Source organism: Sporosarcina sp. resist (assembly GCF_014302295.1).
Taxonomy (GTDB): Bacteria; Bacillota; Bacilli; order Bacillales_A; family Planococcaceae; genus Sporosarcina; species Sporosarcina psychrophila.
The window spans coordinates 3,678,506-3,692,599 of the sequence record NZ_CP060287.1 but is presented as its reverse complement, the minus strand read 5'-3'; the positions used below and the strand labels follow the sequence as shown (position 1 = coordinate 3,692,599).

11 protein-coding genes are annotated in these 14,094 nt (G+C 43.1%); 6 read left to right on the top strand and 5 right to left on the bottom strand.

Translation table 11 applies throughout. The annotated features are described in order from the left end of the window. Nucleotide 1 precedes the first annotated feature (1 nt). Genes H7992_RS18065 through H7992_RS18040 form a run of 6 tightly spaced genes read left to right on the top strand, consistent with a single transcriptional unit; the run spans nucleotide 2 to nucleotide 8,562 of the window. On the top strand, nucleotides 2-853 hold the full coding sequence (locus H7992_RS18065; RefSeq protein WP_067211648.1) for an ABC transporter permease: 852 nt from the start codon (nucleotides 2-4) through the stop codon (nucleotides 851-853). Nucleotides 854-868: 15 nt separating this feature from the next. Next, entirely contained in the window at nucleotides 869-2,314 is a 1,446-nt protein-coding gene (locus H7992_RS18060; protein WP_187045479.1) for a hypothetical protein, read from the top strand. A gap of 21 nt (nucleotides 2,315-2,335) precedes the next feature. Further along, nucleotides 2,336-3,337 (top strand): AAA family ATPase, encoded by a 1,002-nt coding sequence (locus H7992_RS18055; RefSeq protein ID WP_187045478.1) that lies wholly within the window; start codon nucleotides 2,336-2,338, stop codon nucleotides 3,335-3,337. Continuing rightward, nucleotides 3,334-4,206 carry a DUF58 domain-containing protein gene (locus H7992_RS18050; protein ID WP_187045477.1) on the top strand — a complete coding sequence of 291 codons (873 nt, stop codon included), beginning with the start codon at nucleotides 3,334-3,336 and terminating at the stop codon, nucleotides 4,204-4,206. The genes H7992_RS18055 and H7992_RS18050 overlap by 4 nt, the downstream gene beginning before the upstream one ends. A 14-nt stretch (nucleotides 4,207-4,220) precedes the next feature. After that, nucleotides 4,221-5,981 (top strand): vWA domain-containing protein, encoded by a 1,761-nt coding sequence (locus H7992_RS18045; protein ID WP_187045476.1) that lies wholly within the window; start codon nucleotides 4,221-4,223, stop codon nucleotides 5,979-5,981. Next, a complete protein-coding gene (locus H7992_RS18040) occupies nucleotides 5,965-8,562 on the top strand; it encodes a VWA domain-containing protein (RefSeq protein WP_187045475.1) in 2,598 nt (865 codons plus the stop codon). Before H7992_RS18045 ends, H7992_RS18040 begins: the two co-directional genes overlap by 17 nt. Nucleotides 8,563-8,790: 228 nt before the next feature. Here H7992_RS18040 and H7992_RS18035 read toward each other — a convergent pair whose 3' ends face one another. The 5 genes from H7992_RS18035 to H7992_RS18015 all read right to left on the bottom strand — a co-directional run bounded on the left by H7992_RS18035 (nucleotide 8,791) and on the right by H7992_RS18015 (nucleotide 14,089). Continuing rightward, nucleotides 8,791-9,984: an MFS transporter gene (locus H7992_RS18035; protein WP_187045474.1), complete on the bottom strand. Its 1,194-nt coding sequence runs from the start codon at nucleotides 9,982-9,984 to the stop codon at nucleotides 8,791-8,793. 330 nt (nucleotides 9,985-10,314) lie between these two features. Further along, nucleotides 10,315-11,388, bottom strand: coding sequence for an ABC transporter substrate-binding protein (locus H7992_RS18030; RefSeq protein ID WP_067211632.1), 1,074 nt, complete (start codon nucleotides 11,386-11,388; stop codon nucleotides 10,315-10,317). Next, the gene (locus H7992_RS18025; protein WP_067211630.1) at nucleotides 11,385-12,185 is read right to left on the bottom strand and encodes an ABC transporter permease; all 801 of its coding nucleotides are present in this window, start codon (nucleotides 12,183-12,185) and stop codon (nucleotides 11,385-11,387) included. Before H7992_RS18025 ends, H7992_RS18030 begins: the two co-directional genes overlap by 4 nt. Beyond that, entirely contained in the window at nucleotides 12,169-12,993 is an 825-nt protein-coding gene (locus tag H7992_RS18020) for an ABC transporter permease (RefSeq protein ID WP_187045473.1), read from the bottom strand. Before H7992_RS18020 ends, H7992_RS18025 begins: the two co-directional genes overlap by 17 nt. After that, entirely contained in the window at nucleotides 12,983-14,089 is a 1,107-nt protein-coding gene (locus tag H7992_RS18015; RefSeq protein ID WP_067211626.1) for an ABC transporter ATP-binding protein, read from the bottom strand. Before H7992_RS18015 ends, H7992_RS18020 begins: the two co-directional genes overlap by 11 nt. Nucleotides 14,090-14,094: the final 5 nt, after the last annotated feature.

Below are 14,094 nucleotides of genomic sequence, written 5' to 3'. Positions count from 1 at the left end.
TATGAAGATGAATTTCAATAATCCGGTTCTCTTTAAAGAATTGAAACTAAGGTTCCGCTCACCAAAAAGTTTCGTTGGTATCCTATTCTACTTGATAGCAATGTGTATTTTTGTTTTTGGTTTCATCTTTGCGACAATGACGATGTCAGGGACGTCTTATTTCAGACCTAGTGAAAGTTTCATCTTGTTTGGGTTGTTAGCATTTATCCAACTAGGACTTGTGTTATTCATCACTCCGGGTTTGACGGCTGGAGCAATTAGTTCGGAAAGGGAAAAACAAACGCTGTCAATTTTATTGACGACATCACAAAGTTCATTTCAAATTATTTCAGGAAAGTTGTCGTCATCAATCGCATTCCTGTTGCTGCTCATTGTGGCGGGATTACCGGTCTATAGTTTAGTATTCCTATTCGGCGGTATCTCTCCATTGGACTTTGTTAAAGTGTTCTTTTTCTTATTTGTAACGCTTCTTGCAATCGGCAGTGTAGGTGTTATGTTCTCCACGCTTATTCGCCGGACGATTGTTTCGATGATTGCAACGTATGGAACAATGCTGTTTCTATCGGTCGTCACTGGGTTCATATTCTTGATTGTTATGCAAATGATAGAGTTCAATCACATGGGAACAGGTACGCCGCCAACTTCAATGCTTGGGCATATTCTGGCGTCAATTAATCCTGCAATCCTCTTCGCATCATTCCTTTCGACAGGAATGGGGGATAGTATTTCGGAAATGACGCAAGTGAAATTTCCGATTTGGATAGGCTATCTTATTTTCTATTTGTCACTAACGGTTATTTCACTATTTATTTCAGTAAAGAAATTGCGTGTTAATATGAAACGTTCAAAATAATAGGGAGGTGGGCGAATGGAAAAGAAATCAGTATTAAAGAAATATGTGCTGGCTACTCTGTACCGGCTAAGTTTTGAAAAAGCCATCTATACGGTGCAGACTGGAATGTTTGCTGCCGCCCTTTTCGCGGTCCTTTTAGTTGTCGCTTCTCGACTATTTGTCCTTCCTTATTATGGACGTATCGCGCTTATCGGTGCAGTATTGCTACTCATTGCGACAATCGTTTTCATTATCTACAAAAGATATAACAACGCTGAAGCGGTAAGGCAGCTTGATGAATTTATGCCAGATAATCTTCTTATAACAGCGATGGATATCAAGGTCAATGAAACTCATCTTGCTCCTGTTATTATCATTGCAGCCGAGTCGAAAGTGGCGGTTGCTTTTGAGCAATTTAAAAAAAGGGAGAAACGGTATGTAAATCCAAAGATGCTAGGTGGATTCATTATTATATCTGCTTGTCTTGCCCTATTAATCACGTTTCCCTCTGAAGCGCAGTTAGAAGCGGGAGCGATTGAACAGGAAAAAAAGATTATTGAAGAGATGCAAAAAGATGTGCAGGAATTGATTAAAAAAGAAGAATTACCCGAAGTGAAAAAGGAATTGCAGGAACTCGCTGAAAAGCTTTTGGAAGCGGAAACGTCGGAAGAAGCGTTGAAAGAACTTGTTAAGAAACAGAAGGAATTACGATTAAAAGAACAGCGTCTAGCAGACAAAAAAGAGTTAGCTAAGACATCTGGTGATCCAACCGAATCGTTAAGCGAGGCGGAAGAAAAAGAACTTAGTGAGCTTATGGAACTTACGGATAAACTTGCGCAAAATGCAGGTGAAGCACATAGTGCGTTGAATGAAATCGGTAAAGCACCTGCATTACCCGCCCTTGCAAGCTCAGGGAGTAGCTCTTCAGCAACAGGGAGTGATACTAAAACTGGGACATCAGAAGGTGAAGGCCAAGGGGAAGGTCAAGGCGAAAGTGAAAGTGAAGGCGAGGGCGAAGGGGAAGGTCAAGGTCAAGGCCAAGGTCAAGGTCAAGGTCAAGGTCAAGGTCAAGGTCAAGATCAAGGTCAAGGCCAAGGTCAAGGTCAAGGTCAAGGTCAAGGTCAAGGTCAAGGTCAAGGTCAAGGCCAAGGTCAAGGTCAAGGCCAAGGCCAAGGCCAAGGTCAAGGACAGGGCCAAGGAGGAACCGGTGCTGGCCAAGGTTCGGGAGGAAGGAGTCTTCTTTCAATCCCGAATGACCGTGTAGGGGAAAAAGGGAATTCGTCCGTTGTTGGAGGGGACCTTGGTGAAGGGAGTTTCATCGAGGAGCGAGAAACAGAAGGTCCAGTTGAAAAAGGAACAATTCGACCTTATAAAGAAGTTGTTGGAGATTATAAAGATTCTTACCTGAAGAGTACGGATAAGATGAAGTTGCCGCCAGATTTGCAGCACATCCTCTCTGATTACTTTTCCTCAATCGAATGAAGACAGAATGGGAGTGTACGTATGCCATTTACACCAGAGCAGTTTGAAGAAATGAGTGGGAAACTAGGATTAGTTAAAGAGGAAATCGGTAAATTCATCGTCGGACAACAGGAAGCGGTCGAGTTTTCTATCTATTCGATTTTGGCAGATGGGCACGCACTATTGGAAGGGTTGCCCGGACTTGGGAAGACAATGCTAATTAGAACGATTTCAGAAGTGCTCGATTTGTCATTTTCACGGATTCAATTTACGCCTGATTTAATGCCGGCCGATATAACGGGGACAAGCATTTTGGAACGAAATGAAGAAGGAATGCAGCGCTTCGCTTTTAAAGAAGGTCCGATTTTTAGCCAGATGGTATTGGCGGATGAAATTAACCGAGCTACTCCGAAAACACAAAGTGCCTTGCTTGAAGCGATGGGTGAAAAAACGGTGACGGTACTTGGAGAGACGAGACAAATGGCACGTCCGTTTTTCGTTCTTGCAACGCAGAATCCGATTGAGATGGAAGGAACTTATCCATTGCCGGAAGCACAGATGGACCGTTTTCTTTGTAAAATAATTTTACCGTATCCAGCGAAATCAGAACTGAAGGAAATTATTCTGCGTACAACGGGACCGCGACTTATCGAAATTCAAAAAGTAATGGATGCGGAAGAAATCGTAATGGCGCAAGAAATGGTCAAAGAAGTTGTTATTGCGGATGAAATGATTAATTACGCGGTCGATTTGGTTTCAGCAACCCACAACAACAACAACAACGGTTCAACCGATGACTGGGCAAAATATGTTCAGTACGGAAGCGGACCAAGGGGACTTCAGTCAATTATTAGACTCGCCAAAGCGCGTGCGCTTGTGTCAGGTCGTTATCATGTATCCATTGCGGATATTAAAACAGTTGCTAAACCTGCGTTACGTCATCGTATTCTCATCAATTATGAAGGGGAAGCAGAGGGCGTTGACGTTGACGGACTGATCGTTAAATTGCTTGAAGAAGTACGTCAAGGAGCATCGGTGCAATGAACGGTGAACTGTTTCCTAATGGGTTAGCGAAAAGGCTTGGTGCATTGTCAATTGTTTCTCGGTCGGGCCGTCTAGGACATCATAAAGGGACGCATCGTTCAAGGAAGACCGGTTCTTCCCTTGATTTCTCTGATTTCAGGGAATACCATCCCGGTGATGATTTGCGCCATATCGACTGGAATGTCTATGCACGAACGGACAAGCCTTACATTAAGCAGTTTCTTGATGAACAAGAGATGCGTATCCATATTTTACTCGATCCGACGAAGTCAATGGGGGCAGATGGAAAGTGGAATTATGCCCGTCAGCTGGCAATTGCGCTCGGGCAATTAGCGCTTAAAAGTGGAGATACACTATCGTTTTCCACGTGGACTGATGAGCAGGATACCTTTTTTAGAAAGAAAGGCGCTGCGCATCGTGCTTCAGTGACGAAATTCATTTCAGCGATTGAGGATCCGGGATCAACAGAAAATTTCACGGACCGAGCACTTGCGTCTATTCCAAAAGCAGTAACGGTGTTGTTCATCCTGACAGATGGACTTGAAGAGGTCGAAAAGTGGGAACATCTTTTCCGCCGTCTGCCAGGAATTTGCGGTGACGTACGTGTTGTAACGATTCATTCGAAAGTGGAAGAAGCTCCAAATTACGAGGGGGATATTCGATTTGTCGACATCGAGAGTGGTGACGGCATCGAAGTGACTATGACGAGGCGTACGGTTCAAGATTACCTGGAAAAGAAATCGGTACATGAAGCACAAATGATAGCGCTTGCCCGCAAATTCGGTATTCAACTTATTCGTGCAGAAGTTGCTGAAGGGGTCATGGAAACCGTAACTAAAAAAATGCGCCATGCAGGATGGGTGCGATAGATGGAGGCGGCTAAGTGGGATTTGATAAGTTAGTGAATGGTTGGACGGTGGTTTTTCCTTTGGCCGTCCTTCTCTATTACTTTTTCCGAAAACGCTACGAAACGACAACGATATCATCGACATTGTTCTGGGAACAATCGATGCGGGAAACAAGGGTGTCTCCTTACTTGAAAAACTTGCAGCGGAATGCCTTGTTTTATCTGCAAATGGCGGCACTTCTGCTAATAGTATTTATTTTACTAGGGCCTTATCTTACTAAAGAAGAGGCGGTCGGTGGTCATACTATTCTTATTGTGGACACGTCTGCGACTATGCTAGCTAGCAATGAAGGAACTTCACTATTTGCGCGAAATCAGGAAGCAATGAAGGAACTAGTCGCGAGTCGTCCGGGAGAACCAATCACAATTATGACGACTGGGAAAGAGCCCATTGTCGTCATACGGGAGGAAACAGACGGCGAAGCAATCATGACCGCTATCGATAAATTAACCGTTACATATGAACATGAATATATGGAACGGGCCATTGAGTTTGCAAAGTCAATCACTACAACAGGTGCTGCTATTCATATTTATACGGATTCGCTAGATCAAGCAACTTTTTCTGAAGGAGAAAGTGCCATCACGTGGACGATTCATGGGGATGAAAATCCTAAAATCAATGTCTCCATCGATAAATTCGGAGCGGTCAAGACACCTGAAGGAACGGAAGCTATTATAAGAATTACCAATGATTCAGATGATACTCAAATCGGAGCCGTACATATTAAAGATCTACTAACCGGTAACTTATTGATAGCTGAAACTTTTTCTATTGAAGGCGAGGAAGAAGTACTTTTATCGTTCAAGGAATTACCCGAAAGTAAATTATTACGTGCCGAAATCGTTGTAGAGGACGATTATGAAGTCGATAATACGGCCTACATATTGTTAGGTAATGAGACGGGGGAGGCTGTTGTCGACGGGCACTTGCATGAGTTGGTCAAGAGAGCATTTGAAGCTGTCGGATTAACCGTTACGACCGGTTCCACGACTGAAATGCTTGCTGCGCAGGAAGAGTCCATTATCGTGACAAATGATGTTTCATTCCTGAAAAAAGGAACGAAGCCGGTGATAATTGTCGGAAGGAACGATAAATCCACTGAACCAGTTGCAGGCGCTGTACAAAACACCTCAGATCCATTGTTTACGGTTGCAAATATTAGTGACGTCTACGTAAGTGCCTTGTATCCGTCGTTTAAATCGTATACGACAATCGCGACTGTGGGCGATAAGCCGTTCATCCAAAAATCGAAGCGCGGCGACATTGTCATACTTGCAGATATTGAGCTGACTGATTGGCCACTTCATCCGTCCTTCCCACTATTTGTTTGGAGTACAGTTGAATTGTTGCGTTCTGAAACGGATTCTTTAGGGTTATTTGTACCGAATGAGCGCAAAGCGGTTCTTTCGGGTAGAACAGAGAATGGACTGGAAATCTACACGATAGATGATGAATATGTCACAACAATTACGGATGGTTCGAGTTTCATCGCGCCAACACGTCCAGGTATTTATAAAGCATTAGACGGAGGAGTAGAAAAGATGTTTGCTGTTCTGCTTGAGAAATCTGAAAAAGAGCTTGTACAGGGTTCATCGTACCAAATCGGGCATTCTGAAAATGTGAAAGGGAATGAAGAAGGGAAAAATAGGATTGGCTGGCTATTCCTCGTGCCACTTTTGCTTCTTCTACTTATTGAATGGGAGGTGCAAAGAAGACGTGGATATCCGAATTGATCAGCCTGTATGGCTTTTATTGTTCATTCCAATTGCGCTTTATATGGGGTATACATGGAAATCATCGGGCATGCGGCTTATTGGAAAAGGAACCATTCTATTTGTTCTAAGATGTACTGCGATTGCTGCTCTCATCTTTGCACTGGCAACTCCTTTTATAACGCTGCGAGCTGATAAAGAACAAATATTGTTTGTTGTAGACCGCTCTGTTTCAATTGAAAGTGCCGGAAATTCAGCGGATAAATGGATTGCAGAAAGTCTGAAAGGCCGTCAAGTGAATCAGTCAGTGGGTATGTATTCATTCGCAGAGACGTTCCGAACAGATTCACAGTTGACAGATGCAGACGTAGAGCTTCCGATAATTGGGCAGATGGAATCAAGAGATGCAACCGATATTGCGAAAGCGATTGACCTTGCTGCAGCAGTGGCTAAAAATGATAGTGCGACACGGATCGTATTACTGTCTGATGGTTTGGAAACAGTGGGCAAGGTTGAAGAATTATTGCCTAAATATAGTGAAGGCCGTATGATCATTGACACTGTTTTACTTGAACGACCAGGAAGTGCGGACGCTTCGATCTCGATTTTTGATACGCCTCTGACTGCTTACGAAGGCGAGAAGCAGTTGCTACAAGTTGAAGTGGAATCATCTACTCGAACTACTGGTGAACTGCTCATTTATCAAAATGATAAGGAAATCATCAAAGAGCCGGTGAAACTTGAGCCAGGTAAGAACACTTTTTCATTTCGGACATCGGCAACTGGAGGCGGGTTGCTGAAATACGAAGCTAAACTCCTTGTATCGGATGACAGCTTTTTAGAAAACAACCGAATGCTGTCCGTCACAATGATGGAACGTTCCCCGAGTGTGCTCGTTGTTCAGACGAGCCGTAATCCATCAGCAATCCCAGCACTGCTGGATAAAAACGTGATGAGCGTAGATGTTGTTGATGCGGAACAATTACCAGAAACGCTGTCGGGTTATTTAGGCTACGGTGCTATCATTTTTGATAATGTGCCAGGGCACGTCGTTGGTGAGGATAAGATGACGGTCATTGAACAGGCTGTGAAAAACTTTGGTACAGGTTTCATGATGGTCGGAGGGGACGAAAGTTTCGGGCTTGGCGGATACTTCAAGTCTCCGATTGAACGGCTTCTTCCAGTTGAGATGGAAGTGAAAGGAAAAGAATCGCTTCCTTCGCTCGGGCTAATGATTGTTATGGACAGATCGGGAAGTATGTCCGGTTCGAAAATCATCTTGGCAAGAGAAGCAGCTGCCCGATCGGTAGAGCTTCTCCGTGATGATGACACGTTTGGTTTTACTGCATTTGATGATCAAGTATGGGAAGTCATTCCAATCGGTAAGCTAGAAGATAAGAAGGACGCAGTCGAACAAATCCTTTCCGTTCCGGCAGGCGGGGGGACGGATATTTTTCCGGGCATGCAAAAAGCCTATGATGATCTTGCGGATTTGAAGCTACAAAGAAAACATATTATTTTGATGACAGATGGCCAATCACCGATGCCTTCGGATTACGAAGAAGTGATTGCGGAAGGTAGAAAAAATAACATTACGATGTCGACGGTTGCTATCGGTTCAGATGCCGACTGGTCGCTTTTAGAAGATCTTGCGGAGAATGGTGGCGGACGGTTTTACGATGTCGTCGATGAGTCGACAGTACCGGCAATACTGGCCCGAGAAACGTCGATGATGACGCGAACATATATCGAGGATAATCCATTTTATATGACGCTAGGCGGTGTTCCTGAATGGTCGTCTTTGTTTAGAGAAGGGGTTCCGCAAATGAATGCCTATATTGCAACGACTGCGAAAACTACAGCTACGATTGCAGGGATTAGCCATAAAGAAGACCCAGTCATTGCTGAATGGATGTATGGACTCGGAAGGACTGTTGCATTCACATCTGACTCAACAGGGAAGTGGACGGGTGATTTAGCAAGATGGGACGGTTACCCAGAGTTTTGGAATACTGCAGTGGCACGATTGCTGCCGTCATATGAAGAAGTCCCTTACATCATCACCCATGAACGAGGTGGCACCTATACGGTAACAGATAGTTCTCGTAAGGCGGCATTCCTCGACATAGCCGTCGTGGATGAAGCAGGACAAGAAGTACCATTCACCTCAGAGCCACTTGCTCCCGGTAAAGTACGGGTAACTGTAGATGCCAAACCGGGTCTTGTATTTTTCGGTGTATCGGATGATAAAGGTGGATTGTTCGAAGCTGGCCTTTCAGTACCGTATAGCGATGAATATAAACCGGCAGTACCGAACGCAGCACTGATGACTAAAATTGCCGAACGGACAGGCGGAAAAGTGTTAGAAGAACCGACAGAGGCATTCCGTGATCACCCCTTTAAAAGTGGTGAAAAGATACGGATTGCAGAATGGCTAATCTTAGTAGCGATGATTTTGTTCTTTATCGATATTACGTTGCGTCGTTTCGGTATGTTCAAAGGGCTTACGAAGAAACGTCTAGTACGCGAACCAGTTGTCAAGGAGACATCGACAGCAGGGGAGAGTATTGCTGAATTATTGAAGGCGAAGAAGAAACGATGATTTGAAAGATTCCAAACCTGTAGAGGCTGTTATCTGCAAAGATTTTTACCGGTGGCGGTCATAATCTAAGTCATGCCGGTCATAACAAGTCTCATGGCGGTCATAACTGCATCCATGGCGAGCATAACAAGCTGCATGGCGGTTATAACGTAAAGGACGGTTATTGTTACATGAAGAAGCCCCATCACACTGGAATCTTTCAAGTGTGATGGGGCTTCTTTCATATGTTTATAGACCTGTAAGTAAATCTCCGTTTCGTTTTGCCCAATAGGATGCAATGACAAAACAGACCAGTAGGATGACTGTACCGATAATATATGGGTAAATAATATTGATATCAAACAGGATACCCGCAAGTGCAGGTCCAACCATGTTACCTAGAGACATGTATGCAGTCATCATACCAGCTGCAAAACCTTGTTCTTCGCCCGCCAGCTTCGAAATAAGTGTGTTAACGGCAGGTCGAAGGAGAGATGTAGCAGTGAAGAAAATCGTTGCTACGAAAAGAATCATAAAGAAAGAATTGACGAATACAATGCCAATCATTGCAAAAGCCGCGATGATAAGATTGACTTGAATGACGCGCATTTCCCCAAATCGATTGAACAGTTTGTTGATGACAAATGTCTGAGCGATGACTCCGACAAATCCTCCAACTGTAATGATGACGGCGATTTGGGCAGGTGTATAGCCGTATTTATGGTCTACATAAAGTGAAATTGTAGATTGGAAATTAGCCAAACCGAATGAAAAGACAAACATGACAATTAGCATGACGAAGTAAGGGGTTGTAGTTGAGCGCTTCATCTGCATGACAAGATTTTCCCTCTTTTTTTCAATTCCAGGATTGTCTGCACTACGAGGCGCCGGATTTGGTAAAGCAAAAATGGAAATAACCGCTGCCGTTAAGGCTGCTGCTGTCGCGATGTAAAAAGGGAATTGTAAGCTAACTTTTGCAAGGAATCCGCCGATTGCAGGTCCAATCATGAATCCTAGCGACATGGAAGCACCGAGAAGGCCCATTCCTCTGCCTCGCTGTTCGTATGTTGTGATATCAGCAACAAATGCCATCATAGGCGGTATGAGGAATGCAGAGCCAAGGCCAGAAAAGAATCGTGAGGCATACAGCATCCATAATTGGGTTGAGGTTCCGAATGCAAGTTGCGATAGACCAAAAATAATCAATCCTATAATAATCAGCTTTTTCCGTCCGTGCTTATCAGATAGATCGCCGGCAATCGGAGAAAAGATAAATTGTGAAAATGAGAACATGGCAACTAGAAAACCAAGAGCTTGACCAGCAACGCCAAACGTGCCCAGGTATTCAGGCATAATTGGGATTATAAGACCGATGCCTGCCATGGCGATGAACATATTGAACATTAAAACGTATAAGGCAAAATTATTAGATTTGACTGCCATAATTATCCCAACTTTCCAAACTGTTTCGTGTCACTAAAGTATAATACCATAAATCGCATGGGAATAGCTTTTAATGAGACTTCTGTACAGAAAGTAAAGACGCCCTTCGTGTGTATGAAGGGCGTCTTTATCATATCTATATAGGTTGAAATAAAGAAACCCATTGAATTAGCTACGGCGCTAGGGGATGCCTTCCGCCATAAGCTAGCCTAGTTATGCGGAAAAGAACGCCGCTGGGCCTGCAGGGTGTAGGTCATGCAACTAGGAGGGATTGTGAACTTCATCCCTCCTAGTTGCGACAGGGCGTCGCGAACTTAGACTGCCTTCCTCTTACTTCATATCCATTTTGAATTCCAGGAACAATTCATTATAATGGCCCAGCATTTCAAGGCCAAGATTTCTATATACTTCAAGATGATCACGTGTTTCTTCATCGGGATAGAAACGTTCATCTTCTGTCACTTCAGCATCCATCAGGTCGAGAGCTGCCAAATTTGGTGTGGAATAGCCGACGTAATCGGCATTTTGTGCGGCAACTTCGGCATCGAGCATGAAGTTGATAAACGCATGTGCACCATCGATATTACGTGAAGTTCGGGGAATAACCATATTATCGAACCAAAGATTGGAGCCTTCTTCAGGGACGATATAATCGATATCCTCGTTCTCATACATCATATCGGCGGCTTGGCCGGACCAAGTAAGTGAGATAGCAGCTTCTCCATTAATCATCAGTTGAGTCACTTCATCCCCGATGACGGCTTTGATATTAGGGCTAAGTGTTTTTAACTTATCTGTCGCTTCACGCAATTCGTCCATATCGGTAGAGTTCAATGAATAGCCTAATGAGTTTAGCCCCATTCCGATTGTTTCACGCGCGCTATCGACAAGAATAACTTGCTGTGTAAGAGTGGGGTTCCATAAATCATCCCATTCTTCAAATGTCTGTCCCTCTAAAAGTGAAGAATTGTATGCAATGCCGACCGTCCCCCAAAAGTAGGGTAGCGAATATTTATTGTCAGGATCGAAAGGTAAATCGAGAAAATAGGAATCGATATTTTTGATGTTTGGAATCTTACTGTAGTCGAGTGGCAACAGTAAATCTTTTTCCTTCATCATTTCAATCATATATTCAGAAGGCATTGTAATGTCGTAGGATGTTCCACCCTGTTCAATTTTCCCCATCATTCCTTCATTTGAATCAAACGTTTCGTACGTAACCTTAATGCCTGTTTCTTTCTCGAACTGTTTAAGTAAATCGGGGTCGATGTATTCACCCCAGTTATACACAGTAATGGAATCCTTGCTGGCACTTCCTCCGCTTTCATTTAACTTGCTATTGATGAGTAGTAAAATAGCGGAAATAATAATAATCACTACCGCACCACGTAAAATATCTTTCATTTTTTCACCCCCGAAAGCGGTGTTTTGGTTTTGCGGCTAACAGCGTAATAGCCTAAAACAAGTACAACCGTCACTAAGAAAATAAGTCCCGATAATGCATTGATTGTCAACGTAATACCAGCGCGTGCCATTGAATAGATTTCAACAGACAGCGTGGAGAACCCGTTTCCGGTGACGAAGAATGTTACGGCAAAATCATCGAGAGAATACGTCAATGCGAGGAAGAATCCTGCAAGTATTCCCGGTTTAATAAATGGAATAATAACGCGTGTCAAGACATCGCGTTTTGAAGCCCCAAGATCGAGTGCGGCATCGATTAGCGTTGGACTCATTTCCTGTAGCTTAGGCAGTACCATAATGACAACGATCGGAATACTGAAGGCGATATGTGAAATAAGTACGGAAGCAAATCCAAGCTTGACGCCAATCATTGTGAATAAAATAAGGAAAGATGCACCGATGATAACGTCCGGGCTGACAATCAAGATGTTATTGAGTGACAACACGGCATTGCGCATCGCTTTATTGCGCATGAAAACAATAGACAATGCACCGAGCACACCGATTGCAGTAGAAACGAGTGCAGACAATAACGCGACGACAATTGTATTGATTAAAATGACAATCAACCGAGTATCTTCAAAAACTGCAGAGTAGTGTTCAAGCGTAAACGACTCAAAATTAGACATGTTGCCGCCTGAATTGAACGAGTAAAAAATCAAGTAGAAAATCGGAGCATATAAAATAATGAATACGACTACCAAATAGATTTTAGGAAGCTTACTTAACTTTTCCATTGATTGTCGTCCCCCTATCGCTACTGCTCGTAATCAACATGATGATAAACATAAATAAAATTAGGAATACGGCGATGGTTGAACCCATTCCCCAGTTTTGCGTGACAAGAAACTGTTGTTCAATTGCGGTTCCAAGTGTAATGACTTTGTTACCTGCAATCAGTCGAGTAATCATGAACAGCGATAGGGCAGGGATGAAAACAACTTGAATTCCCGATTTAACACCGTTTAATGTTAAAGGCCATATGACACGCCTGAATGTCGTCCATGAATTAGCACCTAGATCACGTGACGCGTCGATAAGCGCCGGATTTAGTTTATCAAGTGAATTGAAAATCGGTAAAATCATGAACGGGATGAAAATATAAACGGATACGAAAACGAAACTAAAATCAGTGAATAGAATTTGCTGACTGCCAATACCAACCGTTTCTAACAATGCATTTAATGGACCATAAAGTCCGAAAAGGCCAATGAAAGCATATGTTTTTAGAAGAAGATTAATCCAAGATGGAATAATAATGAGCAAAAGCCAAAGTTGCTTATGCTTCGTTTTCGTCAGGAAATAAGCAGTTGGATAGGCAAACAGTAACGTGAACAATGTAATGAGAAACGCATACCAGAATGAACTGATAGTCAGTTTCAAATAGACAGAAGAGAAAAAGTTTATATAGTTGTCAAAAGTGAAATGGCCAGCTAAGTCAAAAAATGAATAGTAAATGATAAGTGCAATCGGCGCTATGACAAAAAGTAGAATCCAAGCTGTATACGGAATCGTGTACAACGGGCGTAGTGGTTTATTGTTCATTATCCGCTACCCCGTATGCCTCAAGTCTTGCATCGAATTCCTCTTCAGATTCGTTTAAGCGCATGACATGAATGTCTTCCGGATCAAAATCGAGTCCGACCGTTACGCCGACTTCCGCTTTTTTAGTTGAATGCACAAGCCATTCATTGCCATCAGCATCGTAAGTAGAGAGTTCATAGTGAACGCCGCGGAATAATTGTGTATCTACTGTCACGTTCAATTTCCCTTTATCGACAGTTGTGAGTTCCAAATCTTCCGGACGAATGACGATATCGACTTTCTCATTTGGATTTAACCCTTTGTCTACACATTCAAATGTTTTGCCGGTAAATTGGACTACAAAATCTTCAATCATTTTTCCTGGTACGATATTGGATTCGCCAATGAAATCTGCGACAAACCGGTTGATAGGTTCATCATAAATATCAAGTGGAGTTCCTGATTGTTGAATTTCTCCTGCATCCAAGACGAAAATTTCATCAGACATCGCGAGTGCCTCTTCTTGGTCATGTGTAACGAATACGAACGTTTTACCTAATCGTTGCTGTAATTCCCGGAGTTCGTATTGCATTTCAGAACGCAGTTTCAAATCGAGTGCTGATAGCGGTTCGTCGAGTAATATAACTTCTGGGTCATTGATGATTGCACGTGCGATGGCGACACGTTGACGTTGCCCACCGGACATTTCTGCGATTTCCCGATTTTCATAGCCTTCCAAGTTGACGAATTTCAGTGCTTCAATAACGCGACGTTTGACTTCGACTTGTTTCACTTTCTTAATACGTAGCCCAAATGCAACATTTTCAAAAACATTCAAATGCGGAAACAACGCATAATCTTGAAAAACCGTGTTTACTTGTCGTTCATTGGCAGGTACGTTGTTGATCTTTTTCCCATTGAAGAAAATTGTCCCATCCGTTGGTTCGATAAAACCTGCGATGAGACGAAGAATTGTCGTTTTGCCGCAACCTGATGGACCAAGTAATGTGTAAAACTTTCCACGTTCCATTTCAAAGGAAACACTGTTCAATACAGTTGTATCATGGTTATATTTTTTTGTAACATTTTCGAATCGAATAATTGGCTGAGTCGTCATGCTGA